This window comes from Microvirga sp. 17 mud 1-3 (genome assembly GCF_003151255.1).
Taxonomy (GTDB): Bacteria; Pseudomonadota; Alphaproteobacteria; order Rhizobiales; family Beijerinckiaceae; genus Microvirga.
This window is the reverse complement of sequence record NZ_CP029481.1, coordinates 3,572,501-3,595,963: the sequence shown is the minus strand read 5'-3', so window position 1 is coordinate 3,595,963 and position 23,463 is coordinate 3,572,501. Positions and strand designations below refer to the sequence as shown.

General features: G+C 65.7%; 21 protein-coding genes and 1 tRNA gene. 14 read left to right on the top strand and 8 right to left on the bottom strand.

Annotated features, from left to right (window positions below):
- Positions 1 to 10 precede the first annotated feature (10 nt).
- The gene (locus C4E04_RS16910) at positions 11 to 865 is read left to right on the top strand and encodes an ABC transporter substrate-binding protein (protein WP_109599260.1); all 855 of its coding nucleotides are present in this window, start codon (positions 11 to 13) and stop codon (positions 863 to 865) included.
- On the opposite strand, the gene C4E04_RS16905 is transcribed toward C4E04_RS16910, so the two are convergent.
- The 3 genes from C4E04_RS16905 to C4E04_RS16895 are packed head-to-tail and all read right to left on the bottom strand — an operon-like array spanning position 866 to position 4,309.
- Positions 866 to 2,347: a cobyric acid synthase gene (locus tag C4E04_RS16905; RefSeq protein ID WP_109599258.1), complete on the bottom strand. Its 1,482-nt coding sequence runs from the start codon at positions 2,345 to 2,347 to the stop codon at positions 866 to 868. It lies immediately after the preceding gene.
- A complete protein-coding gene (gene cobU, locus C4E04_RS16900) occupies positions 2,344 to 2,889 on the bottom strand; it encodes a bifunctional adenosylcobinamide kinase/adenosylcobinamide-phosphate guanylyltransferase (protein WP_109599256.1) in 546 nt (181 codons plus the stop codon). The genes C4E04_RS16905 and cobU overlap by 4 nt, the downstream gene beginning before the upstream one ends.
- A gap of 28 nt (positions 2,890 to 2,917) precedes the next feature.
- Positions 2,918 to 4,309, bottom strand: coding sequence for a sensor histidine kinase (locus C4E04_RS16895; protein WP_162559438.1), 1,392 nt, complete (start codon positions 4,307 to 4,309; stop codon positions 2,918 to 2,920).
- Positions 4,310 to 4,559: 250 nt separating this feature from the next.
- On the opposite strand from C4E04_RS16895, the gene C4E04_RS16890 reads away from it, so the two are divergent.
- Positions 4,560 to 5,603 carry a lysylphosphatidylglycerol synthase domain-containing protein gene (locus C4E04_RS16890; RefSeq protein WP_371682005.1) on the top strand — a complete coding sequence of 348 codons (1,044 nt, stop codon included), beginning with the start codon at positions 4,560 to 4,562 and terminating at the stop codon, positions 5,601 to 5,603.
- 62 nt (positions 5,604 to 5,665) lie between these two features.
- Complete coding sequence (locus C4E04_RS16885; RefSeq protein WP_109599249.1) at positions 5,666 to 6,961, top strand: ATP-binding protein; 1,296 nt, start codon at positions 5,666 to 5,668, stop codon at positions 6,959 to 6,961.
- 19 nt (positions 6,962 to 6,980) lie between these two features.
- Here C4E04_RS16885 and C4E04_RS16880 read toward each other — a convergent pair whose 3' ends face one another.
- Positions 6,981 to 10,178, bottom strand: a complete 3,198-nt coding sequence (locus C4E04_RS16880) for a PAS domain S-box protein (protein WP_162559437.1) — start codon at positions 10,176 to 10,178, stop codon at positions 6,981 to 6,983.
- A 251-nt stretch (positions 10,179 to 10,429) separates the two neighbouring features.
- Between C4E04_RS16880 and pstS the strand changes: the two genes are divergently transcribed.
- From pstS to phoB, 6 genes are read left to right on the top strand one after another with little or no spacing between them, the layout of a single operon-like run.
- Positions 10,430 to 11,473: a phosphate ABC transporter substrate-binding protein PstS gene (gene pstS / locus C4E04_RS16875; protein ID WP_109599244.1), complete on the top strand. Its 1,044-nt coding sequence runs from the start codon at positions 10,430 to 10,432 to the stop codon at positions 11,471 to 11,473.
- 35 nt (positions 11,474 to 11,508) lie between these two features.
- Positions 11,509 to 12,480 carry a phosphate ABC transporter permease subunit PstC gene (gene pstC / locus C4E04_RS16870; RefSeq protein ID WP_109599242.1) on the top strand — a complete coding sequence of 324 codons (972 nt, stop codon included), beginning with the start codon at positions 11,509 to 11,511 and terminating at the stop codon, positions 12,478 to 12,480.
- A gap of 11 nt (positions 12,481 to 12,491) precedes the next feature.
- Complete coding sequence (gene pstA / locus C4E04_RS16865; protein ID WP_109599240.1) at positions 12,492 to 13,385, top strand: phosphate ABC transporter permease PstA; 894 nt, start codon at positions 12,492 to 12,494, stop codon at positions 13,383 to 13,385.
- The gene (pstB, locus tag C4E04_RS16860; RefSeq protein ID WP_109599238.1) at positions 13,382 to 14,200 is read left to right on the top strand and encodes a phosphate ABC transporter ATP-binding protein PstB; all 819 of its coding nucleotides are present in this window, start codon (positions 13,382 to 13,384) and stop codon (positions 14,198 to 14,200) included. Before pstA ends, pstB begins: the two co-directional genes overlap by 4 nt.
- A gap of 26 nt (positions 14,201 to 14,226) precedes the next feature.
- A complete protein-coding gene (gene phoU, locus C4E04_RS16855; protein ID WP_109599236.1) occupies positions 14,227 to 14,937 on the top strand; it encodes a phosphate signaling complex protein PhoU in 711 nt (236 codons plus the stop codon).
- A 3-nt stretch (positions 14,938 to 14,940) separates the two neighbouring features.
- Positions 14,941 to 15,642: a phosphate regulon transcriptional regulator PhoB gene (phoB, locus tag C4E04_RS16850; RefSeq protein WP_109599234.1), complete on the top strand. Its 702-nt coding sequence runs from the start codon at positions 14,941 to 14,943 to the stop codon at positions 15,640 to 15,642.
- Between the two features lie 170 nt (positions 15,643 to 15,812).
- On the opposite strand, the gene C4E04_RS16845 is transcribed toward phoB, so the two are convergent.
- On the bottom strand, positions 15,813 to 16,346 hold the full coding sequence (locus C4E04_RS16845) for a GcrA family cell cycle regulator (RefSeq protein ID WP_109599232.1): 534 nt from the start codon (positions 16,344 to 16,346) through the stop codon (positions 15,813 to 15,815).
- Positions 16,347 to 16,726: 380 nt separating this feature from the next.
- On the opposite strand from C4E04_RS16845, the gene C4E04_RS16840 reads away from it, so the two are divergent.
- The 3 genes from C4E04_RS16840 to C4E04_RS16830 are packed head-to-tail and all read left to right on the top strand — an operon-like array spanning position 16,727 to position 19,844.
- Positions 16,727 to 17,935, top strand: coding sequence for an aspartate aminotransferase family protein (locus C4E04_RS16840; RefSeq protein WP_109599230.1), 1,209 nt, complete (start codon positions 16,727 to 16,729; stop codon positions 17,933 to 17,935).
- Positions 17,932 to 18,858, top strand: a complete 927-nt coding sequence (argF, locus tag C4E04_RS16835; protein ID WP_109599228.1) for an ornithine carbamoyltransferase — start codon at positions 17,932 to 17,934, stop codon at positions 18,856 to 18,858. The genes C4E04_RS16840 and argF overlap by 4 nt, the downstream gene beginning before the upstream one ends.
- A complete protein-coding gene (locus tag C4E04_RS16830; RefSeq protein ID WP_109599226.1) occupies positions 18,855 to 19,844 on the top strand; it encodes an Hsp33 family molecular chaperone in 990 nt (329 codons plus the stop codon). Before argF ends, C4E04_RS16830 begins: the two co-directional genes overlap by 4 nt.
- Before the next feature lie 28 nt (positions 19,845 to 19,872).
- On the opposite strand, the gene argE is transcribed toward C4E04_RS16830, so the two are convergent.
- Positions 19,873 to 21,045 carry an acetylornithine deacetylase gene (gene argE / locus C4E04_RS16825; protein ID WP_109599224.1) on the bottom strand — a complete coding sequence of 391 codons (1,173 nt, stop codon included), beginning with the start codon at positions 21,043 to 21,045 and terminating at the stop codon, positions 19,873 to 19,875.
- A 7-nt stretch (positions 21,046 to 21,052) separates the two neighbouring features.
- Entirely contained in the window at positions 21,053 to 21,445 is a 393-nt protein-coding gene (gene apaG, locus C4E04_RS16820) for a Co2+/Mg2+ efflux protein ApaG (RefSeq protein WP_109599222.1), read from the bottom strand.
- Positions 21,446 to 21,646: 201 nt separating this feature from the next.
- On the opposite strand from apaG, the gene C4E04_RS16815 reads away from it, so the two are divergent.
- Positions 21,647 to 22,738, top strand: coding sequence for a 2'-deoxycytidine 5'-triphosphate deaminase (locus C4E04_RS16815; protein WP_109599220.1), 1,092 nt, complete (start codon positions 21,647 to 21,649; stop codon positions 22,736 to 22,738).
- A gap of 12 nt (positions 22,739 to 22,750) precedes the next feature.
- Here C4E04_RS16815 and C4E04_RS16810 read toward each other — a convergent pair whose 3' ends face one another.
- Positions 22,751 to 23,023, bottom strand: a complete 273-nt coding sequence (locus tag C4E04_RS16810; protein ID WP_109599218.1) for a hypothetical protein — start codon at positions 23,021 to 23,023, stop codon at positions 22,751 to 22,753.
- A gap of 137 nt (positions 23,024 to 23,160) precedes the next feature.
- Between C4E04_RS16810 and C4E04_RS16805 the strand changes: the two genes are divergently transcribed.
- Positions 23,161 to 23,235: transfer RNA gene (locus tag C4E04_RS16805), tRNA-Gly, on the top strand.
- The last annotated feature ends 228 nt before the right edge of the window (positions 23,236 to 23,463 follow it).

Below are 23,463 nucleotides of genomic sequence, written 5' to 3'. Positions count from 1 at the left end.
GTCGCTCCCCATGCCGCAACTCTGCCCCAGGCGGATTTCCAGAGGGATCTGGCTGGCCGCCGCGATCTGGATTGCGACGGCACCGGAGGCCGTCGCGCAGGTGCCCGAGAGGGTCGTGTCCCTGAACCTGTGTGCCGATCAGCTGCTTTTGGCTTTGGCGGATCGCAGTCAGATCGCATCCTTGAGCCCGCTCGTGCGTGATCCCGAGATCTCGCTGTTCGCGCAGGCGGCGTCGCGTCTGCCCACCAATGACGGCAAGGGCGAGAGCATCCTGTTCAGCGGCGCCGACCTGGTGCTCACCGGTAACTTCGGCCAGCAGGCACGCACCGCCCTGCTTACCCGGCAGGGGCTGGACGTTCTGAGCCTCGCGCCTTGGAGCAGCTTCGCGGAGGGGCGCGAGCAGATCAGGATGGTGGCCGCCCGCCTCGGACATCCGGAGCGGGGCGAGGCCCTGATCAAGGACATGGACGCAGCGCTGGCGCGGACAAAGGACATCGTGCCGAACGGGCGCAGCATCCTCGTCTATTACCGGCGCGGATGGGTGCCTGCCTCCGATTCGCTCGTCGGCGAGCTTCTGCGGCACATGGGCTTCACCCTGCATCAGGAGGCGCTGGGCCTCGACAGGGGCGGCGTCGCGCGGCTGGAAACCCTTGTCGAGACGCCGCCGGATTACCTGTTGATGGACGAGGATGCGAGCCGGACCGTCGACAACGGGTCGGCGCTCCTCAGTCATCCTGCCTTGGCACAGGTGGTGCCGCCATCCCGGCGCCTCGTGATCCCGGGACGCCTGACCATCTGCGGCGGTCCCTCGACCCCGATCCTGATCGATGCCCTGGCGGCCGAAATCCGCGCCAAGGTCCGCTGATCAGACACCCTCCTGCGCGATGGCCAGGATCCGCCCGGTGTCGAGATGGTCTTCCAGGTGACTGGCGAGCGCATCCAGGATGCGCTCCATCTCGGCCTCGTAGTGCAGGGGGCTGTCGCCGGCGTGCGGATGAAGCGACTTCAGGAAGGCGCGCCGGAAGCCGTCCGCCGAGAAGAGACCGTGCAGGTAGGTGCCGAGGACGAGGCCTTCCGCCGAGGCGGCGCCCTCCGGCTCGCCTTTCACCGAAAAGGGCGCATGCGCGGCGTCTGGACCCGTCGTGCGGCCGAGGTGGATCTCGTAGGCCGAGAGAGCCTCTCCGCTCTGTGCGTGGCGAGCAAGGACCGGACGCACGGCCTTGTCGCCCGTCAGAACGGTGTCGACATCGAGAAGCCCCAACCCCGCGATAGTGCCGGGCGGGCCTTCCAGTCCGTCCGGATCCGCGATGGTGCGCCCCAGCATCTGGTAGCCGCCGCACAGGCCGAGCACCTTGCGGCCGCGCCGGAGATGGGCCGCAAGATCGATGTCCCAGCCTTGAGTGCGAAGGAACGCGAGATCGGCAATTGTGGCCTTGGAGCCCGGCAGGATGACGAGATCCGCATCCGCCGGAAGCGGCACCCCGGGCGGCACCATGGTCAGATCCACATCAGGTTCGAGCTTCAGGGGATCGAGATCGTCGAAATTCGCGATCCGCGGCAGGATCGGCACGGCGATCCTTAAAAGCGCATTGGTCTTACGCTCAGTTGTGATGTCGAGCGCATCCTCGGCCGGAAGCTTGTGGGCCTCGGCGAACCAGGGTGCGATCCCTAAGGAGTGCCAGCCGGTCATTCCCGCGATGGTCGCAAGTCCCTCGTCGAAAAGCCCGGGGTCGCCGCGGAACTTGTTGATGAGAAAGCCGCGCACGAGCCTGCGGTCATCCGCGTCGAGCACCGCATGGGTCCCGACGAGGCTCGCGATGACGCCGCCGCGATCGATGTCTCCGGCGAGGACAACCGGAACCTGCGCGGCGGATGCAAAACCCATATTGGCGATGTCGCCCTTGCGCAGGTTGGTCTCCGCAGGGCTTCCTGCGCCCTCGACGACGATCAGGTCGGCCTCGCGGCTCAGATGCGCGAAGCTTTCGAGGACCCAGGGCAGGAGGCTCTGCCGTTCCCCGAAGGCGCCGGATTCGAGAAGGCCGAAGCGCCGCCCCTGGACGACGATCTGCGAGCGGCGGTCGGTCTCGGGCTTCAGGAGCACGGGATTCATGTGCACGCTCGCCGGAACCTGTGCGGCGCGGGCCTGGAGCGCCTGGGCGCGGCCGATCTCGCCGCCCTCCACGGCGGCCGCGTTGTTCGACATGTTCTGCGGCTTGAAGGGCAGCACGCGAAGGCCGCGTCGGGCGAAGAGCCGGCACAGGCCGGCGACCAGCAGGGACTTGCCCACATTCGAGCCGGTGCCCTGGATCATCACGGCAGGAGTGCGCGGGTTCGTACGCGGGCTCATGCGAGGGTCAGGTCGAGGGAAGGGGCGGGCTTCAGGAGGAGCGGGCACCCCGCCGCCACGAGGATCACCGCGTCGCAGGTCTCGGCCATGCGCTGGTTCAGCCGTCCCTGCGCGTCGCGGAATCTGCGCCCCAGCGGCGTCTCCGGCACGATTCCCTGCCCTACCTCGTTCGACACCAGAACGACCGGGCCGCCCGCATCGCGGACTGCGCCGGCGAGGCGCTCAGTCTCGTCCTCGACATCCCGCCCGGCGAGAAGGACGTTCGACAGCCAGAGGGTGAGGCAATCCACGAGCACGACCCGGCCGGGGCCCGTGCCTTCCCGGATCGCCTGCGCAAGCTCAAGAGGGGCCTCGCAGGTCCGCCAGCCATCGCGGCGCTCGTCCCGATGCCGGCGGATGCGCTCGCGCATCTCGTCGTCGAAGGGCTGGGCCGTGGCGACGAAGAGGCGCTCTCCCGCGGTCTTCTCGGCGATGGCCTGGGCCGTACGGCTCTTGCCCGAGCGGGCGCCGCCCAGAACCAGGGCCCGGCGGTGGATCGTCATGGGATCATCCAGGTTCGAAGGAGGGGGGTCAGCCGGCCAGACGATCGAGCGGGAAGGTCATATGGGCGCAAAGTCCCTCGTGCCGCCATTCCCGCTCGAGAGTGCCGCCGAGCTGGCCGGCGATGCTCCGCTGGGTGAGTTGATGCCCGAAGCCCTGGAAATCGGGTGGCGTCTCGATGGGTGGTCCACCCGTCTCGGTCCAGTCCAGGCGGACCTGACCGCCCTCCAGAGTCCAATGGATGACGAGGTGACCCTCATGGACCGAGAGACAGCCATGCTTGGCGGCGTTGGTGGCAAGCTCATGGAAAACGAGGGCGAGGGCCGTCGTCGTCTGGGAGCCGACCCGGATCGGCGGTCCGTCGATGCGGATATGGTCCTTATGGGTTTCGAAGTATGGGGCGAGGACGGCCTCGATCAGGTAGCCGAGAAGGAGTTCGCCCCCGCTGTGAAGGGAGCCGACCGTAGGAGGCTGTACCAGCTCGTGAGCCCGGGACAGGGCGCTGAGCCGGCCCCGCAGGGCGGTCGCCATCTCCTTGGGATCCTTGGCCGTGCGGGCCGTGAGCGAGACCATGCCGTTGGCGATGGCGAAGAGGTTCTTGACCCGGTGGTTCAGCTCCCGCGTCAGGAGTTGCTGCGCCTCTTCCAGGACATGCTGATGGGTATTGTCGCTGAGGACGCCGGACAGGCGCACGGCTTTCCGGCCACTGCCTTCCCCTTCGAAGAAGGCCTTGCCGCGGGAGCGGATCCAGCGCAGGGCCCCGTCCGCGAGGGTGACCCGGTAGAACACCTCGTAATGGCCATCCGCATCGGGGGCGGTCGCCTCCGCGATGCGCTTGCGCATGATTTCCCGGTCGTCCGGGTGGATCTGCCCGTAGATCTCCTCCAGGGGGATCCCGTTTCTCCGTTCCGGCGGGATGAGCATCAGCGCGCAGGTGGTGGTGTCGCAGGTGGTCACCCCCGTCGCCAGATCGATGCTCCAGGTGCCGAGATTGGCGGCTTCCAGGGCGAGGCGGTGCTGCTCCTCCAGCTGGGCGAGGGCGCCTTCGGCCCGCTTCTGGGCGTCGATATTGGTACAGGTGCCGAACCAGCGGGTGATCCGTCCCTCCGGATCCCGATGGGCAAGTCCGCGGCTGAGCACCCAGCAATAGGTCCCATCCGCTCGCCTGAGACGGTACTGGGCCTCGTAGGACTCGCCGGCCGCGAGGGCCTCACGCCACCTCATGTCCACATGGGAGCGGTCGTCCGCGTGGATGGCGCTCCTCCAGCCCTGCCCGCGGCACTCTTCTGCCGTCATGCCCGTGAGGGTGTACCAGCGGCGGTTGAAGTAGTCATGATATCCGTCCGGGCGGGTAAACCAGACGAGTTGTGGCAAGCGCTCCGCCAGAAGTACGAGCTGGTCGTCGCTATCCGTCGTTGCCACCAAGACCCCCATATGTTCGTGCCCTCTGGGCAGCGTCCAAAGTATGGCCATTGTTGTAGGCCTTTTTGAACCTGGCAACACGTTTCAAACCGGTCCTGTCGCTTATATACCACACTGGGCGGCCGGAGCCGAGATATTGTTAAGCTGCCTTCGCCCCCTGGCGGTTCGCGCCGGCAGCCCTTAGATGCAGGACTGCCATCGACCGACACAGATTCCCATCCCAAGGCTGGCTTCGCTTTTCATGAATGAGATGAGACCTCTTCCGGCTCCCCCTCCGGAGATAGCATCGGCCGAGGCCCTGCACCCCAAGGAACGGCGCTCGCGCCGGTTCGCCTGGATCGGGATGGCCGGGAGCCTGCTGCTGTTCGGGGCCTCCCTCGTGGTTCTCTGGCACATCGTTTCGGGTATCGACGTCAATGAGCTCAAGGCCGCGTTCACGGCCGCCAGCCTGCGCCAGATCGGCTTGGCCATCCTGTTCACGACCGTCAGCTACAGCTTGCTGACCTGCTACGATGCCATCGCGCTGCGGCAGCTCCGGCTGCAGATCCCTTACCGCACCACGGCCCTGGCGTCGTTCACGAGCTATGCGGTCAGCTTTACCCTAGGGTTCCCCCTGCTGACGGCCGGTACGGTCCGGTACTGGATTTATTCCTCGCGCGGGATCAGCGCCGGGCGCGTCGCGAGCCTCACGGTCATCGCCGGCGTGACCTTCTGGCTCGGAATGGCCCTCGTCCTGGCCTCGAGCATGATCCGGCGGGCCGACGAGGTGGCGAGCCTCATCTATACCAATATCTGGATCAACCAGCTTGTCGGGCTCGTCGCGGCCGTCCTGGTCGTGGCCTATCTCGTCTGGGTCTCGCTCAAGCGACGGGCCGTGAAGATCCAGGGCTGGCGCCTTGACCTGCCGGGCTTCCGTCTCACGGTCGCCCAGATGCTGATCGGGGCTGTGGACGTCTGCGCCGGGGCCGCGGTCCTGTTCGTGCTGCTGCCGGGCGGGCACAATATCGGCTTCGAGACCTTCGTGGCCATCTACATCTTCGCCGTCATGCTGGGCGTCGCCAGCCATGCGCCCGGTGGGCTGGGCGTATTCGAAGCCACGATCCTGCTGGCCCTGTCGAGCTATCCGCGCGAGCCGATCCTGGGCGCGCTCCTGCTGTACCGGCTGTGCTACTATCTCGTGCCCTTCGTGGTCGCCCTGGCGCTGCTCGGAGCCTACGAGATCCGCAACCGGATCCAGTCCATGCGCGACAAGTTCAAGCCCGAGGACGACGAGGAGCCTGTTCCGGACGTATGAGCCGCGAGTGACTTTCCAGGCCCCATCCTCTAGAAGACGGGCATCGTCCTGCCGAGCTGACCATGAGCGAACCTGACGAGACCCGGAAGCCCTCCGGCCTTGGCGGCCTGGGCCCGGAGCGGAGCGCCGCCCTGGGCGGCGCCCTCGTGGTGGGAGCGACGATACTCGTCGCAACGGCCGTGCGAGGCCATGCGGATATCTGGCTTCTCGCCATTGCGGTCGTCACGGCGATCTTCGCAACCCTGGTGCTCGGCCGTCCACGCGCCATGAGGGACGGCGAGCGCCTGAAGGCGAAAGAGGCCCGCCATTCCAATCTTGCGGAAGCAGTCCTGGCCCATATCCCCGATCCGGTGATCCTCGTCGACCAGCGCTCCCTGGTCGTCGAAGCGAACAAGGCCGCCCGGGCGATGCTGCCGGGCCTCAAGACGAGCCACCCGCTCTCCTTCGCGCTGCGCAGCCCCGATATCCTGGACGGCATCGAGGGGGCGCTGAGCGGTGAGGGGCCCCTGAAGGTCGAATATTCCGAGCGCGTCCCGACGGAGCGGACCTTCGAGGTCCATATCGGTCTCCTGCGCGGCAACCCGGCGGATCTCGGCGGCCGCTCGGGGGTCGTGCTCTTCTTCCGCGATCTGACCTCCACCCGGCGCCTTGAGGCCATGCGGGCGGACTTCGTGGCCAATGCCAGCCACGAGCTGCGCACGCCCCTCGCATCCCTGCTCGGCTTCGTCGAGACTCTCCAGGGCCCGGCCCGCAACGATGCGGCCGCGCGGGAACGCTTCCTCGAGATCATGCGGGAGCAGGCCCAGCGCATGAAGCGGCTGATCGACAACCTTCTGTCCCTGTCGCGCATCGAGATGCGCGCCCATGTGCCGCCGACGGAGCCGGTCGATCTCAAGGCCGTCACGACGCACATGATCGAGATGCTCACGCCCCTGGCGCAGGAGCGCGGCACGCTCATTCAGGCGCGCCTGCCCGACCGGCCTCTGGTCGTTCCCGGCGATCGGGACGAGCTTCTGCGCGTCTGCGAGAACCTGATCGAGAATGCTGTGAAATACGGCGAGAGCGGCGGCAGGGTCGAGGTCGAGCTGTCGCGCACCGAGAGCCCCGACGGCAAGCCTCTGGCCGTGCTCGCCGTGCAGGATTACGGGCCGGGCATCCCGCCCGAGCACCTGCCGCGCCTGACGGAGCGGTTCTACCGCGTGGACGGAGCGCAGAGTCGGGACAAGGGCGGGACGGGTCTCGGCCTTGCCATCGTCAAGCACATCGTCAACCGCCATCGTGGCCGTTTCGACATTGCGAGCGAGCCGGGGCAGGGCGCGCGCTTTACGATCACTCTCCCCGCGAGCGCCGAAACCTGAGGCTTCCTTCGGGTGGTTCCTAGCGGTCGGGGGTCGACTCGATCATGGCGCGGATGCGCTGCATCAGGCTCTCGACCGCGAAAGGCTTCGTGATCATCTCCATCCCGGGGTCCAGGAACCCGGTCGCAAGGGCGGCGCTCTCCGCATAGCCGGTGATGAACAGGATCTTCAGGTCGGGCCGCCTTTCGCGCGCCGCATCGGCAAGCTGGCGGCCGTTCATGCCCGGCAGGCCGACATCGGTCACGAGAAGGTCGATGTGGCGGTCGGATTCCAAACAGGTCAGACCGGACGGGCCGTCATGGGCCTGAAGGGCTTCGTAGCCGAGATCCGCGAGCACCTCTATGATCAGGCTGCGCACGGTCGGGTCGTCCTCCACCACGAGCACGACCTCGCCCGTGCCTGTCTGCGGCTCTTCCGGTTGGTCCGGCGTGGGATCGTCCTGAACCGGTCCGTCATAGCGCGGAAGATAGATCCTCACGGTCGTTCCCTGGCCTATCTCCGAGAGGATCTGCACATAGCCTCCCGATTGTCTGGCGAAGCCATAGATCATGGACAGGCCGAGCCCCGTTCCCTGCCCCAGGGGCTTTGTCGTGAAGAAGGGGTCGAACGCCCGCGCTCTGACATCGGGCGCCATGCCGACGCCCGTATCGGTCACGCTGAGGGCCACATACGGGCCGGGAGGGATCTCGCGCTGCGCTGCAATCCCGCGGTCGTTGGGGCCGATATTGGATGTCTCGACGGTCAGCCTTCCACCGTTCGGCATGGCGTCACGTGCATTGATGACGAGGTTGAGGAGGGCGTTTTCCAGCTGATTGGGGTCGCAGCGCGTCCACCACAGGTCCGGCGTCATGGCGAGTTCGACATGGATCGACTCGCCCGTGGTGCGACGGAACAGATCTTCCATGGAGGTGACGAGCTGGTTGACGTTGACGGGGCGTGGATCGAGCGGCTGGCGGCGCGCGAAGGCCAGCAGGCGGTGGGTGAGGGCCGCGGCCTTATCGGCCGACGCGATCGCGGCATCCGCATAGCGTGCAACCTTTTCGTAGCGGCCCTGGGCGACCCGCTTCTGGAGCATCTCCATGGAGCCGATGATGCCCGTCAAAAGGTTGTTGAAATCGTGCGCGATGCCGCCGGTGAGCTGGCCGATGGCCTCCATCTTCTGGGATTGGCGGAGCTGCTCCTCGAGCTCCTTCCGCATCGTGATGTCCCGCCCTGCGGCGTAGAACACGTCGCCCTCCGCCACGCTGGTCCAATTGTACCAGCGATAGGTACCGTTGCGTGCCCGCACCCGCAGGTCCGTCTCGACCATGGCGGTATCTCTTAGCCGCGCGAACTCCTTCTCGGCCGTTGGGACGTCTTCAGGATGAACGAGCTCCAGGCATTGACGGCCGATCAGCTCCTGCGGCGCGTAGCCCAGGGCCTCGGTCCAGGCGGGATTGACGCTCTGGTAGTAACCATCGAAGCCGCAGATGCAGAAAAGATCGTGCGAGACCCGCCAGATGGAGTTGAGCTCCCGGGTGCGCTGCTCGACCTGGGCTTCCAGGGCATCGGCCGCGAGCCGGGCTTCCGTGATGTCGACGTTGCATCCCACATAGCCGAGGAACTGGCCCGTGCTGTCGCGCCGGGGCACGCCCTCGCACCGCAGCCAACGCAAACGTCCCCGCTTGTCCTGGACGCGAATTTCAGCCTTAAAGGTCGTGCGGGCCCGAAAAGCCTCCAGGAAAGTCTGGCGGAACCTGTCGGCATCCTCGGCGAAGATCACCTTCCGCCATCCACCCCGGCGAATGTTCTCAAGGGTGAGGCCGAATTCCTTCTGATGGAGCCTGTTGAGAAAAGTCAGCCTTGCCTCGGCATCAACGGCCCAGATGAACGCGGGAGCGCTGTTGGCCATGAGGCGGAACCGGGCCTCGCTTTCCCGGAGCGCCTCCTCGGTACGCTTTCTCTCGGTGACGTCGATCACGGCGCCGGGGAAGCGCAGGGGCCTGCGGTCGTTGTCATAAAGGCACTCGCCCCGGGCCAGCACCCAGCGCAGGGTCCCGTCCTGCAGGATCAGGCGGTATTCCTGCGAGAATTTCTCGCCGGTCTCGATGGCCCGCAGGGTCGCGTCGTTCACCCGATCGACGTCGTCGGGGTGAATGCGGCTCTGGAAAGCCGTCCGGCTCACTCCCTCGGCAGCAAGGGCCGGGTCGACCGAGAACATTTCGGCAAATTTGGCATCCGCATAGATGACGTCGGGAGGGATGTGCCAGTCCCACGTGCCCACCATGCCGGCGGCGCTGAGGGCATAAAGGAGGCGCTCCTTGCTGATCCGGAGGGCCTCCTCCGCCTCCTTGCGTTCGGTCACGTCCTGCACGGCACCGATGAAGCGCACCGGGCGCCCCGCCTCGTCCCTGACGAACTTGGCCTTGCGCCCGATCCAGCGCAGCTCCCCCGTATCGGGCCGGACGATGCGGTATTCCACGGCGGTCTGCGCCTGACCGGTGGTTCTCGTCGTGCTGGAGGAGACGACGGAGGCATCCTCCGACAGGACGAGGCGCTCGAGAGCCTGTGAGAGATAGGTCTCGGCCAGGGGCAGGCCGTAGATGCGGCAGAATTCCGGCGTCACCGTCAGGACGTCGGTGGCGATGTCGAGGTCGAACATGCCGATCCCGCCTGCCTCCTGGGCGAGACGCAGCTGCTCGTCCCTGCGCTCGAGGTTCAGCTGGGCCCGGACCCGCTCCGTGGTCTCCACTACCACGGCGAGAACGCCCGCCGGCCGGTGATCCTCCCCGAGGACGGGACTGTAGTTCAGGTCCATCCACACATCCTCGGGCACCCCATTCCGATACAGGATCAGGTGCTGGTCTTTGAAAGAGAGGGTTTCGCCCCGGAAGCCAGCCTCCATGACCCTGCGATTGAAATCGGCCACTTCCGGCCAGCCTTCAAGAACGGGCGCTCCCAGGGCCCGGGGGTGCCGGCCTCCGGCAAAGACCGAATAGGCGTCATTGTAGAGCATGACGCCCACCGGACCCCAGAGCATGACCATGGGAACCGGGGATTGGAGGACGAGATTGAGCGCCGTCCTGAGACTCTGCGGCCAGGATGCGATGGGCCCGAGGCTCGTTCCTGACCAGTCGAAAGACCTGATCAGGGCTCCGGTTTCGCCCCCACCCGCCGGAAAGGCATCCGGCATCCGGCGCGCTGCTTCTTCCAGAGAGACATCCGACCGGGTGATCACGCTGGGACCCTATCCTTAGGGTTCATGAATGTCCTCTCACGCCCGTGCTCCGCTCCCCCTTCACCATAGGGCGGTCCGGCCAGCGCGGAACCCCTCGGAAGGTCTGATATGCATCCAGGAGCGGCCTTCGACGTTGTCACGTGAGTGTCATCCAAGTGTCTTAGACCCGTAACGGGGAAGCCATAGCAGTCCGGCGCGGCCCACGCACATCAGCGGAAACGGCCGCGCTCGTATGAACATGGAGACGTCTCGTGAAGTTCCTGTCCTTCGCCTTTGCGGCTGGCCTTGCCGCCTCTGCCCTCACGACGCCGGCGGCTGCCGTCGACATCACCGGCGCAGGCGCGACTTTCCCGTTCCCGGTTTATGCCAAGTGGGCCGAGGCCTATAAGAAGGAGACCGGCAACGGCCTGAACTATCAGTCCATCGGTTCCGGCGGCGGCATCAAGCAGATCCAGGCGAAGACGGTCGATTTCGGCGCGACCGACGCGCCCCTGAAGGGCGCTGATCTGGACAAGCACGGCCTTCTCCAGTTCCCGACCGTGATGGGCGGCGTCGTGCCCGTCGTGAACATCACGAGCATCGGTTCCGGCCAGCTGAAGCTGACAGGCGAGGTTCTGGCCGACATCTTCCAGGGCAAGATCGCCAAGTGGAGCGATGCCAGGATCGCCAAGCTGAACGAGGGCGTGAAGCTGCCCGACGCGCCGATCACTCCGGTCTACCGCTCGGACGCGTCCGGCACCACCAACGTCTTCACCACCTATCTGGCCCAGGTCTCCAAGTCCTGGGAAGCGGATCTCGGCACGGGCACGGCCGTAAGCTGGCCGGTCGGCCAGGGCGGCAAGGGCAACGAGGGCGTCGCCGCGACCGTCAAGCAGGTCCCGAATGCGATCGGCTATGTGGAGTACGCCTACGCCAAGCAGAACGACATCGCGTTCGCGCTCCTGCAGAACAAGGCCGGAAAATTCCCGGCTCCGGGCGACAAGTCGTTCCAGGCCGCTGCCGCGAACGCCGACTGGACCGCCGCGCCGGGCTTCGGCATCTCCCTGACCGATCAGGCCGGCGACGACGCTTGGCCGATCACCGCCCCGACCTTCATCCTCGTCCACAAGACCGCCGAGAAGCCGGAGCAGACCGCCGAGGTGCTCAAGTTCTTCGACTGGGCCTACAAGAGCGGCGACAAGCTTGCGAGCGACCTGGACTACGTCCCGCTCCCGGACAACGTGGTGAAGCTCGTCGAGGCCGCCTGGGCCAAGGAGGTCAAGGACAAGTCCGGCCAAGTCGTGTTCAAGCAGTAAGCGGCTGACACTCTCTTCAAAACGGAGTACGGCGGATGGTTGCCTTGTCTGAACGGATGTCCCTTTCGACCATGCAGACGACCCGCCGTGCTCCCAAGACGACCTTCGACCCTCTGTTCCGCTGGGCGAGCAGCGCCTCCGCCCTCCTGGTCCTCCTCGTGCTGGCCGGCATTCTCGGTTCCATGGTGTATGGCGGCTGGCCGGCCTTTCGCGAGTTCGGCTTCGGCTTCATCACCTCGAGCGTGTGGAGCGTCGGCAAGGGCGAGTTCGGCGCATGGGTGGCGATTGCCGGAACCCTGACCTCGGCCCTGATCGCCCTCGTCATCGGCGTGCCGATCTCCATCGGTATCGCGATCTTCCTGACCCAGCTCTGCCCGGCCTGGCTTAAGCGCCCGGTCTCGACGGTGATCGAGCTTCTGGCAGCCGTGCCGAGCATCATCTACGGCATGTGGGGCCTCTTCGTTTTCGCGCCCCTCTTCGCCCGCTTCGTCCAGATGCCGGTCTCGTCCCTCGTGGAAGGGATGCCGATCCTGGGCACGATCCTTTATGCCCGCGTGCCCTCCGGGGTCGGCCTGCTGACGGCCGGGATCATCCTGGCGATCATGATCATCCCGTTCATCGCGTCCATCACCCGCGACATCCTTGACCAGATCCCCACGATCCTGCGCGAGAGCGCTTACGGAATCGGCTGCACCACCTGGGAAGTGGTGCGCCACGTGCTTCTGCCGCAGGCGGGGGTCAGCATCATCGGTGCCGTCATGCTCGGTCTCGGCCGGGCCCTCGGCGAGACCATGGCGGTGACCTTCGTGATCGGCAACGCCAACCGGTTCTCGCTGTCCCTGTTCGATCCGAGCTCGACCATCGCGTCGCGGATCGCCAACGAGTTCAACGAGGCGTCGGACCTGCACTTCAACGCGCTTCTGGCGCTCGGCTGCATTCTTTTCCTGGTCACCTTCGCGGTTCTCGTTCTGGCGCGCCTGCTGATCGCGCGGGTCCGCAACCGGTGAGAGGACGGACAATGAACGACGTTTCCCCGAACGCTCCGCTGCAGCAGCCCCAGGCCTGGGGCCGTGTCCGCGCTGGCCGCCGGATTGCGGACCGGGCGCTCAAGGTGGTTTGCACTCTCTTCACGGCGCTCGGCGCCTTCGTGCTCGGCTGGATCCTGCTGATGCTGCTTTACGAGGGCGGCAGCGCCCTGTCGCTGGACGTCTTCACGCACGTAACTCCCGGTCCGGGCACGGAAGGCGGCGGCATCGCCAATGCCATCGTCGGCAGCTTCATCCTCACCCTGCTCGGCATCGTGGTGGCGACGCCGGTCGGCGTGCTCGCCGGGACCTATCTGGCCGAATACGGCAAGGGGTCGAAACTCGCCGAGGTCATCCGCTTCGTGAACGACATCCTGCTGGCGGCACCCAGCATTCTCATCGGCCTGTTCGTCTATACGCTCATGGTGCCTCCGCTGGGCGGCTATTCCGGCTGGGCAGGCGGCGTCGCGCTCGCGATCATCGCCGTGCCGGTGATCGTGCGCACCACCGAGGACATGCTGCGCCTCGTTCCAGGCTCCTTACGCGAGGCAGGCGCGGCGCTGGGCGCTCCCATGTCGACCGTCATCATCCATATCGGCTGGCGTGCCGCCCGCGCCGGCATGGTGACCGGGATCCTACTCGCCACAGCCCGCATCGCCGGCGAGACCGCGCCACTGCTGTTTACAGCGCTCAACAACAATTTCTGGTTCCGCCCGGACCTGATGGGCGGCGTCTCCAACCTTCCCGTGATGATCTACCAGTTCGCGCTGGCGCCCTATGAGAACTGGCGCTCCCTCGCCTGGGCCGGAGCCCTGGTCATCACGCTTTCCATTCTGGCGCTGTCGGTGGTGGCGCGCCTGCTGCTGAAGAAGGATCTCGCCCGATGACTTCGATCGCCGTCACAGCGAGCAGCGCCATCGGAAAGGCTGCTGCGGCCAATCCGTCCGCGCCGGTGCGGATCGCCGTGCGCAACCTCGATTTCTTCTATGGCGACTTCCAGAGCCTGAAGGACATCTCGCTCGATTTCTACGACCGTCAGGTCACGGCCCTGATCGGGCCCTCGGGCTGCGGCAAGTCCACGCTGCTGCGGACGTTCAACCGCATTTACAGCCTCTATCCCGAGCAGCGCGCCAAGGGCGAAATCCTGCTCGACGGCCAGAACGTGCTTTCGCCCTCCGTTGACGTGAACGAGCTGCGTGCCCGGGTCGGCATGGTGTTCCAGAAGCCGACGCCGTTTCCCATGTCGATCTACGACAACATCGCTTTCGGGATCAGGCTCTACGAGCGGCTGCCCAGGGCGGAGCTCGACGAGCGCATCGAGCAGGCATTGCGCAAGGCTGCATTGTGGGACGAAGTAAAGGACAAGCTCCGCCAGTCGGGCATGGGCCTTTCGGGCGGCCAGCAGCAGCGCCTGTGCATCGCGCGCACCATCGCGCAGCACCCGGAGGTCATCCTCCTGGACGAGCCGACCTCTGCCCTCGATCCGATCTCGACCGGTAAGATCGAGGAGCTGATCGAGCAGCTGAGGACCGAGTTCACCATCGTCATCGTCACGCACAACATGCAGCAGGCGGCGCGTATCTCGCAGTTCACGGCCTTCATGTATCTCGGCGAGCTCATCGAGTTCGGGCCGACCGGCAAGATGTTCATGACGCCCAACAAGAAACAGACCCAGGACTACATCACGGGCCGCTTCGGCTGACCGGAGCGCCTCAAGGAGACCCTTCCATGGCGGAGCATATCGTCAGCTCTTACGACGAGGACCTGCAGAGCCTTCGGCGCCGGATCTCGGAGATGGGCGGCATTGCCGAGAAGATGCTCGTCGACGCCATCGCGGCGCTCGTGCGCAGCGACCTGCCCCTGGCGCAGACCGTCATCTCGTCGGACAGCCGCCTGGATCTGCTCCAGCGCGAGGTCGAGGAGAGCGCGATCTTCACCATCGCCCGGCGCCAGCCGCTCGCGATCGACCTGCGCGAGACCATCTCGGCCATCCGCATTTCCGGCGATGTGGAGCGTATCGGGGATCTGGCGAAGAACATCGCGAAACGTGCGCTGGCCATCGGCGGGCCGTTCCAGGCCCACAAGATCGTCGTGGGGGTCCAGCACATGAGCGACCTCGTGCTCGAACAGCTCAAGGATGTGCTCGATGCCTATGCGCAGAAGGATACGGCGCGCGCCCTCGACGTCTGGCAGCGCGACGGAGGGATCGACGCGCTCTATACGTCGCTGTTCCGCGAGCTTCTGACCTACATGATGGAGGATCCGCGCAACATCTCGTTCTGCACCCATCTCCTGTTCTGCGCCAAGAACATCGAGCGCATCGGGGACCACACGACCAACATCGCCGAGACGGTGTACTATCTCGTGACCGGCGAAACCCTGGCGATCGACCGTCCCAAGAACGACCGTTCCATCGACCTGACCAAGGCCGGAGCCTGACGCATGGGACCGCGTGTACTGATCGTGGAGGATGAGGAGCCTTTGACGCTCCTCCTGCGCTACAATCTCGAGGCGGAGGGTTACGACGTTGATTGCGTCGGGCGCGGCGACGAGGCGGAAATCCGCCTGCGGGAGCAGGTGCCCGATCTCCTGCTTCTCGACTGGATGCTGCCCGGCCTGTCGGGCATCGAGCTCTGCCGCCGCATTCGGGTCAGGCCCGAGACCGAGCGGATGCCGATCATCATGCTGACCGCACGGGGCGAGGAAGGAGACCGGATCCGGGGACTTTCCACGGGCGCCGACGACTACATCGTCAAGCCGTTCTCGGTGCCCGAGCTGCTGGCCCGGGTGCGCGCCCTCCTGCGCCGTACCAAGCCGGCCCATATCGCGACGCTGCTGACGGCCGGCGACATGGAGCTCGACCGTGAGACCCATCGGGTGCGGCGTGGCGGCCACGAGCTTCACTTAGGGCCGACCGAGTTTCGCCTTCTCGAATTCCTGATGACGAGCCCGGGCCGCGTCTTCACCCGCGAGCATCTGCTCAACGCGGTCTGGGGGCACGACGTCTATATCGATGAGCGCACCGTCGACGTGCATGTGGGCCGCCTGCGCAAGGCCATCCGGGTGCCGCACAAGGCCGACCCTATCAGGACGGTTCGCGGCACCGGCTATTCTTTCGACGAAACCTTCGCCCGCGAAGGTTGAGTTTCGGCCGGGTCCAGGCCATCGCGTCGACCCGGTCCGTGAAGCCGCTTTCCATAACAGGAAGGCGGCCTTTTTTCTTGATGCGTGCCGGTGCCGCTCTTCTTCTCACATGCCGAAAATAAAAAAGGCAGGCGCAGGGCCTGCCTTGAAAGTCTGATCGGGAGCGTCCCTTACGCCCGGGCCAGCTTGCGCTCGCGCTTGCGGTCGGCGACGGGCTGGTAGGCGATGCGGGCATGGTGCCCGCAATAGGGCAGCCCGGCCATCGAGCGTGCGCCGCAGAAGCGGAATTCAGGCTTGGTCGGGTCGCCCATGGGCCAACGGCACATGGACTCCCGCAGATCCATGATGGTCACGCGTTCGGACATCGGGATCGCGATATCGTCCTCAGCCATGGTCACCGGCTCCTCCTCCGCTACGGGCGGACGGGAAATGGGAGCAATCACCACATTGTTCCGATTTTGCGGCACAATTGGCGTGGGGGTGCTGGGCGGGCGCGCCACCTTGCGGGGACGCTGGGCGGCCGGCGCCGCGACCTTATCCTTGGCCCGTCCGGACAGGCCAAGGCGATGAACCTTCCCGATCACGGCGTTCCGGGTCACATTGCCAAGCTCGGAGGCGATTTGGCTCGCGCTCAAGCCGTCGGCCCAGAGCTTTTTGAGAAGCTCGACCCTTTCATCGGTCCAGGTTGCACCCGCATCTGTCATTTTTATATGGCCTCCATCGGGACGGCTCTGCCTAGGACCGAATCCCTCATGCTTCGCGGACAGAATGGAAGGTCCGACCGCGTTGTGAGGATCACTCCTGAGAGGTGAGGGCCGCCGCTCGAATGCGTAATCGACGATCCCGAAGTTACTAGATGGGTGGACTCGGGCGCAAGAGTCCCCGGACAGGCCCTGCCGTTTTCCCCAGGGAACTCGTTTTTCCCGCCAGCGCGGTGATGAATGAGTTCATTTCTCTTGAATTGACAGGGTCTCGGGGCTCATTAGAATTCCTGGGCTGCCGTCCCTGTGGGGCGGCGCTTTGTTTTTCCGGCCCAGGTGCGACCTTATGGTCTGATCCTGGCCTTCCAGCGGAGAATAATCCCGTGACGTCGCCTTTGCTGCCGACCTATGCACGTGCCGATATATCCTTTGAAAGAGGAGAGGGCCCCTGGCTCTTCGGCCGAGATGGCGAGCGATATCTGGATTTCGGGGCCGGCATTGCCGTGAATGCCCTGGGGCATGCCCATCCGCATCTGGTCAAGGCCCTGACGGATCAGGCGGCCAAGCTTTGGCACACCTCGAACCTGTTCCAGATCCCCGAAGGCGAGCGCCTCGCCCAGCGGCTTGTGGAGAACACCTTCGCGGACGTGGCCTTCTTTTCTAATTCTGGCGCCGAGGCCAACGAGGCGGCCATCAAGATGGCCCGGAAGTACCACGCGGCCAAAGGCCATCCGGAGCGGTTCCGCATCATCACGTTCGAGGGCGCCTTCCACGGACGGACGCTCGCGACCATCGCGGCCGGCGGTCAAGCCAAGTATCTGGAGGGCTTCGGCCCGAAGGTGGAGGGGTTCGACCAGGTTCCCTTCGGAGACGTCGAGGCCCTCAAGGCCGCCATCGGGCCGGAAACGGCGGCTCTGATGATCGAGCCGATCCAGGGCGAGGGTGGTGTCCGTCCCGTGCCGGGCGCCTTCATGCGCACCCTGCGCGAGCTTGCCGATACCCATGGCCTGCTGCTGATCTTCGACGAAATCCAGACCGGGGTCGGACGAACCGGAAAGCTCTTCGCCCACGAGTGGACGGGTGTGACGCCCGATATCATGTCGGTCGCCAAGGGCATCGGTGGCGGCTTCCCGATGGGCGTCTGCCTGGCGACCGCAGAGGCCGCCCAGGGCATGACGCTCGGGACCCACGGCACCACCTTCGGCGGCAATCCGCTGGCGATGGCCGTCGGCAATGCAGTGCTCGACGTTATCCTCGCGCCGGGCTTCCTGGAGCGCGTGGAGCGGATGGGCCTCCTCCTGAAGCAGCGCCTGGCCGAGCTGATGGACCGCCACCCCGGCGTGATCTCCGAGGTACGGGGGCAGGGGCTCCTCATGGGCCTTCGCACCCATGTTCCCAACACGGAATTCATCGCAGCCGCCCGCCGCAACAAGCTCATTCTGATCGGCGCCGGCGACAACGTCACCCGGCTTCTGCCGCCCCTGATCATCACCGAAGGGGATGTCGCCGAGGCCATGGAGCGTCTGGACGCTACCTGTGCGGCCATCGAGGCCGGCCAGCCCGCCGTTGCCCAGCAGGGAGCCGCCAAATGACCCCCCGCCACTTTCTCGATCTTAGCGAGTTGTCCGGTAACGAAATCCGGAACGTCCTCAATATCGGCTCCGCCCTGAAGGCCAAGCGTCGCCGGGGCGAGCGGGCTAAGGAGCGGCCTCTCGAGGGCAAGGTCCTGGCCATGGTCTTCGACAAGCCCTCCACGCGCACCCGTGTCTCGTTCGACGTGGGCATGCGGGAGCTCGGCGGCGAGACCCTGATGCTCACCGGCAAGGAGATGCAGCTCGGCCGCGGCGAGACCATCGCGGACACGGCGCGCGTCCTGTCGCGCTATGTCGACGCCATCATGATCCGCACCCTCGACCACGCCATGGTAGCGGAGCTGGCCCAGAACGCCGCGATTCCGGTCATCAACGGCCTGACCAAGATGACGCATCCTTGCCAGATCATGGCCGATGTGATGACGTTCGAGGAGCATCGGGGCCCCATCAAGGGGCGGACGATCGCCTGGTCGGGCGACGCCAACAACGTCCTCGCCTCCTGGGTCCACGCGGCCGCCCGGCTTGATTTCAAGCTTCGGATCGCCTCGCCGCCGGAACTCGCGCCCCGCCCCGAGCTTTTGACATGGGCGAAGAGCGAAGGAGCGGACATCGTGGTGACGACCGACGCATTCGAGGCCGCCGACGGCGCGGACGCAATCGTGACCGATTGCTGGGTCTCCATGGGCGACGAGGACGAATTCCGCCGTCACAACCTCCTCAAGCCCTATCAGGTCAACAGCAGGCTGATGGGTGTGGCCGACAAGGGTGCTGTCTTCATGCATTGCCTCCCGGCCCACCGGGGCGAGGAGGTAACCGACGACGTGATGGACGGACCGCAATCGGTAGTCTTCGATGAGGCCGAGAACCGTCTCCATGCACAGAAGGGCATCCTGGCCTGGTGCCTGGGAGCGGCTGAAGAATGATGGCGGCATCCTTCGAAGGCGCCGACGACGTCGTCCTTCCGTTTGCGGTCGAGCCCCTCGACGTGCGCGGGCGGATCGTTCGCCTGGGACCTTCCATCGACACCATCCTCATGCGTCACGGCTACCCGGACGCGGTCGCCCGGGTGATCGGCGAGGCCGCGGCCCTGACGGTCATGCTGGGCTCCTCCCTCAAGTTCGAGGGGCGGTTCCAGCTCCAGACCAAGACGGACGGGCCCATCGAAATGGTGGTGGTGGATTTCGACGCGCCGGACCGTCTGCGGGCGACGGCGCGTTTCGACAAAGAGCGGATCGAGGCGCTCGGCTCCGGGGCCACGCAGACGGGTGATCTGCTCGGCTCCGGCTATCTCGCCATGACCATCGACCAGGGCTCCGACCGCAACCGCTACCAGGGTGTGGTCGCCCTGGAAGGGCAGGGCTTCGAGGAGGCGGCGCACCAGTATTTCCGCCAGTCGGAGCAGATCCCGACCCGGGTGCGCCTTGCGGTGGCGGAGCAGTTCGAGGAGGGGCGGCACACTTATCGGGCCGGCGGGCTGATGATCCAGTTCCTGCCGAGCTCTCCCGAGCGGATGCGCCAGGCTGATCTCTCGCCGGGGGACATTCCAGAAGGACACCCTTCGGAGAACTTGGCCGTTCCCGGCGAGGACGACGCCTGGGTCGAGGCGCAGGCTCTGGTTGAAACCGTAGAGGATCACGAGCTCATCGATCCCGCGGTTTCGAGCGAGCGCCTGCTCTATCGCTTGTTCCACGAACGCGGCGTGCGCGTCTTCGAGGGGCAGAGCGTGCATGAGGAGTGCCGCTGCTCGGAAGAGCGCATCATGTCCATGATGCGCCGCTTCTCGTCAGAGGACCGCCGCGACATGGTCGGCGACAATGGCCGCATCGGCATCACCTGCGAGTTCTGCTCGCGGTTCTACGATCTCGACCCCGCCGATGTGGAGGCCGAGATCGCCAAAGCCGAGACCTGAAAGCCGGGGCTGAGCTGCGCGAAGCTGCTCAGCCCTCGGCGCAGGCGGTCGCGAGGCGGCGCATGAAGGTTTCGCCCGCGTTCAGCTGCTCCAGGGTGATATACTCGTCCGGCTGATGGGCCTGGTCGATGGAGCCCGGACCGCAGACGATCGTGGGAATGCCGGCAGCCTGGAAATGCCCCGCTTCCGTACCGAACGGAACGGTCTGGGTCCGGTTCTTGCCCACGAGCCGCAGGGCCAGGGATTCGGCCGCGGAGCCCGGATCCGGGGCGAGGCCCGGGACGGCCACCTCGAGCTGGGTCTCGATCCGGCCAAAGGTGCCGAAACGGTTCATCCGCTTGAGCACAACCTCCTGCCCGAAGCGTTCGAGGCGCTGGGGAATCTCCGCAGGATCCAGGCTCGGCAGGCCGCGGAATTCCCAGTGGAACCTGCATTCCTTGGCCATGATGTTGCGCGCCGTACCGCCATTGACGACGCCCACATGGACGGTGGTGTAGGCAGGATCGAAGCGCCCGCTCGGATCGCCCCGCTCCATCATCTCGTCGGCGATGCGGTTGAGCTCGCAGATCAGCTCGGCCGCGGCCATCACGGCGCTTGCGCCGAGATAGGGCTTCGAGGAATGGGCCTCGAAGCCATGAACCGTAGTGATGAAGGTCACGACGCTCTTGTGCGCATCCGCCACTTCCAGGAGCGTCGGCTCTCCGATGATGGCAGCCTTCGGCATGGGAAGCTCGTGGCCCATGCGCCGGATCGTGTCGATCACACCGAGGCAGGTCGTTTCCTCGTCATAGGACAGCATGATGTTGATGGGGGTCTTCAGCCCCGCGGCCAGGAAATCCGGCACGAGAGCCAGCGCCAGGGCATCGAAGGCCTTCATGTCCACGGCGCCGCGACCGTAGGCGCGTCCGTTCTCGACGCGCAGCGTGAAGGGGTCCGACGTCCAGGCCTGGCCGGTTACCGGCACCACGTCCGTATGGCCCGACAGGACGATCCCGCTCCGGTCCTGCGGCCCGACGGTCGCATAGAGCGCAGCCTTGTCGCCGGAGGCGTTCGGCACGCGGATGAAGGGCACGTCCCAGCTTTTCAGGTAGCTTTCGACGAAATCGATCAGCGGCAGGTTCGACTTGGAGCTTTCGGTATCGAAGGAGACAAGCTTCGCGAGCATTTCGAGCGGCGTCAGCCGCTGGCCGTTAGGGGACATGAAAACCTCAGTGAACCACGCGCTTCGTGTGGGGGCTGTCGAGAGAGAAGGCCGGGATTTCGGCGTTGAAGGTTTCGCCGCCGCTCGTCTCCATGACGTAGCAGCCCTGCATGGTGCCGCTCGGCGTCGTCAACGGGCAGCCGCTCGTGTAGCTATAGCTTTCCCCAGGGCCGAGAACGGGCTGTTCGCCCACCACGCCCGGGCCGCGGACCTCCTGAGTGTGACCGCGCTCGTCGATGATCTTCCAATAGCGGGCGCGAAGCTGCACGCGCTCGAGGCCCGTGTTGATGATCTCCACCGTGTAGGCGAAAAAATAGCGGCTGTCGGACGGAGAGGATTCTTCCGGCATGTAGCGGGGCGTCACGGTCACGCTGATGCCTCGGGTGACAGCCTTGTACATCGGTCCTCCTCACGGGCGCCGCCGCAGGAGATCGGCGGAAGGCAGCGCCGGAGACGTGGTAAGGCGGGGCTCGGCCTCCGTCAATCGAGAGCGGGCATAAGGGACGACGCCTCTCGGACCTGCCTTGAGAATTTCGCCACATCCCTTAGAGATAGAACGGCATTTCAGCAGGGGAGTGGGCCGGGGCCCGTCAGGAAAGACATGGTTGCGTTGCGGGACGGGATCCAATCGGCCGAAACCATCAGACAGCTTGCGGACGAGGGGGTGATCCGGCCCGAGACGCCCTTTGCGGCGGATCAGGTGCAGCCGGCGAGCCTCGATCTGAGGCTCGGGCGGCGGGCCTACCGGGTCCGGGCGAGCTTTCTGCCCGGGCGCCGTCATACGGTCCGCGACCGCCTGACCCAGCTGAGCTTCCACGAGATCGACCTTGGCATCGGCGCCATTCTGGAGACGGGCAGCGTCTATATCGCAGAGCTCCAGGAGAGCCTCGCGCTGCCGCCCGACCTGTCGGCCGCCGCAAACCCGAAAAGCTCCACGGGCCGCATCGACGTGTTCACACGGGTCATCACGGACCGTAGCCAGGAATTCGATACTATCGGGGCCGGCTATCACGGCCCTCTTTATGCGGAGATCTCCCCTCGTACCTTCCCGGTTCTAGTGCGGACCGGCACGCGCCTGTCGCAACTGCGGCTGCGCCGGGGCGAGGTGCGCCTGAGCGATGCGGAGCTCCACGCCCTCCATGCCCGGGACCGGGTCGTGACGTCGGCCGAGCCGTCGATCCAGGACGGCGTGGCCGTGAGCGTGGACCTCGCGGGCTTCGGGCCCGACGGGCTCATCGGGTATCGGGCCAAGCGCCACACGGGCCTCGTGGATGTGGACAAGCCGGGCTCCTGCCGGATCGCCGATTTCTGGGAGCCGCTCTATGCGGATGCCAGCCGCACGCTCATCCTCGACCCGGGCCAGTTCTACATTCTTGCCTCGAAGGAAGCGGTGCATGTGCCGCCCGATTACGCAGCCGAAATGGTGCCCTTCGATCCGCTCGTGGGAGAGTTCCGGGTCCATTATGCGGGTTTCTTCGATCCCGGCTTCGGCCATGCGCCGGCAGGCGGGGAGGGGGCCCGGGCCGTGCTCGAGGTGCGCTCGCGCGACGTGCCGTTCATCCTGGAAGATGGCCAGATCGTCGGGCGCCTCGTCTATGAACGCATGGCCGGGCGACCCGACATTCTCTATGGATCGGGCGTGGGCTCGAACTATCAGGCACAAGGGTTGAAGCTGTCGAAGCACTTCCGATAGGAAGAGGTCCGGTCACCGGCTCGGGTGCGGCGCACGCACCAGCCAGGTCACGGACAGGAAGGCGCCGATCCAGGACCCAAGTGCAGCGAAGAGCACGTAGACGGCGTGTTCCGTGTAGCTGATCACCGCGAAGGCCGAGAGCAGATACCAGATCCCGCTCCAGTTTGCCGCGCGGACCCGGCGGCGCGCCACGACGGCAGCATTGAAAAAGACATAGGCCGCATCGGTCGCCGCGGTGGCAAATACGACGCCAAGAGCGACCAAAGGATCGAGATTGAAGCCCATCCGGAATCTCCTGTGGCACGTGCCACGAAGGCGCGCCCGGACGGATATGCGCCCACCACGATAGAAGTCGATGGACAGGGGCCGTGCCCCTTTGCTAAGTTCCCCCCGTCCCGGCCGCATTAGGTCGGGCGTGTGACGCGGGTGTAGTTCAGAGGTAGAACGTCAGCTTCCCAAGCTGAATGTCGTGGGTTCGATTCCCATCGCCCGCTCCACTTTCCTCCTATACGAAGAGACCCGGATGGAGCCGGCTGGCTCCCGAAACTCGCCTCCTTGCGGAGCCGGGATCGTTTTCCCATATATCTCTAGGCGAGGCCGAGCCGTCGGCTCGAAGCCGCACCGTCCTCTATTCCTTCACCGTCACGCAGAACCGCCCTGGCCCTTGGCTGGCCTGAGACGTGTTGTTCGACTTTGGTTGCGGATTGGAGTTGACAATTGGATCG

What these genes read in the sequence shown, in the direction of transcription:
- phoU (WP_109599236.1), top strand. Translation starts at nt 14,227, where the DNA reads ATGGCGGAGCATATCGTCAGCTCTTACGACGAGGACCTGCAGAGCCTT.
- C4E04_RS16815 (WP_109599220.1), top strand. Translation starts at nt 21,647, where the DNA reads ATGGTTGCGTTGCGGGACGGGATCCAATCGGCCGAAACCATCAGACAG.
- argE (WP_109599224.1), bottom strand. Translation starts at nt 21,045, where the DNA reads ATGTCCCCTAACGGCCAGCGGCTGACGCCGCTCGAAATGCTCGCGAAG.
- C4E04_RS16810 (WP_109599218.1), bottom strand. Translation starts at nt 23,023, where the DNA reads ATGGGCTTCAATCTCGATCCTTTGGTCGCTCTTGGCGTCGTATTTGCC.
- pstA (WP_109599240.1), top strand. Translation starts at nt 12,492, where the DNA reads ATGAACGACGTTTCCCCGAACGCTCCGCTGCAGCAGCCCCAGGCCTGG.
- C4E04_RS16910 (WP_109599260.1), top strand. Translation starts at nt 11, where the DNA reads ATGCCGCAACTCTGCCCCAGGCGGATTTCCAGAGGGATCTGGCTGGCC.
- apaG (WP_109599222.1), bottom strand. Translation starts at nt 21,445, where the DNA reads ATGTACAAGGCTGTCACCCGAGGCATCAGCGTGACCGTGACGCCCCGC.
- phoB (WP_109599234.1), top strand. Translation starts at nt 14,941, where the DNA reads ATGGGACCGCGTGTACTGATCGTGGAGGATGAGGAGCCTTTGACGCTC.
- pstB (WP_109599238.1), top strand. Translation starts at nt 13,382, where the DNA reads ATGACTTCGATCGCCGTCACAGCGAGCAGCGCCATCGGAAAGGCTGCT.
- pstC (WP_109599242.1), top strand. Translation starts at nt 11,509, where the DNA reads ATGGTTGCCTTGTCTGAACGGATGTCCCTTTCGACCATGCAGACGACC.
- C4E04_RS16905 (WP_109599258.1), bottom strand. Translation starts at nt 2,347, where the DNA reads ATGAGCCCGCGTACGAACCCGCGCACTCCTGCCGTGATGATCCAGGGC.
- C4E04_RS16890 (WP_371682005.1), top strand. Translation starts at nt 4,560, where the DNA reads ATGAGACCTCTTCCGGCTCCCCCTCCGGAGATAGCATCGGCCGAGGCC.
- C4E04_RS16845 (WP_109599232.1), bottom strand. Translation starts at nt 16,346, where the DNA reads ATGACAGATGCGGGTGCAACCTGGACCGATGAAAGGGTCGAGCTTCTC.
- argF (WP_109599228.1), top strand. Translation starts at nt 17,932, where the DNA reads ATGACCCCCCGCCACTTTCTCGATCTTAGCGAGTTGTCCGGTAACGAA.
- C4E04_RS16830 (WP_109599226.1), top strand. Translation starts at nt 18,855, where the DNA reads ATGATGGCGGCATCCTTCGAAGGCGCCGACGACGTCGTCCTTCCGTTT.
- cobU (WP_109599256.1), bottom strand. Translation starts at nt 2,889, where the DNA reads ATGACGATCCACCGCCGGGCCCTGGTTCTGGGCGGCGCCCGCTCGGGC.
- C4E04_RS16885 (WP_109599249.1), top strand. Translation starts at nt 5,666, where the DNA reads ATGAGCGAACCTGACGAGACCCGGAAGCCCTCCGGCCTTGGCGGCCTG.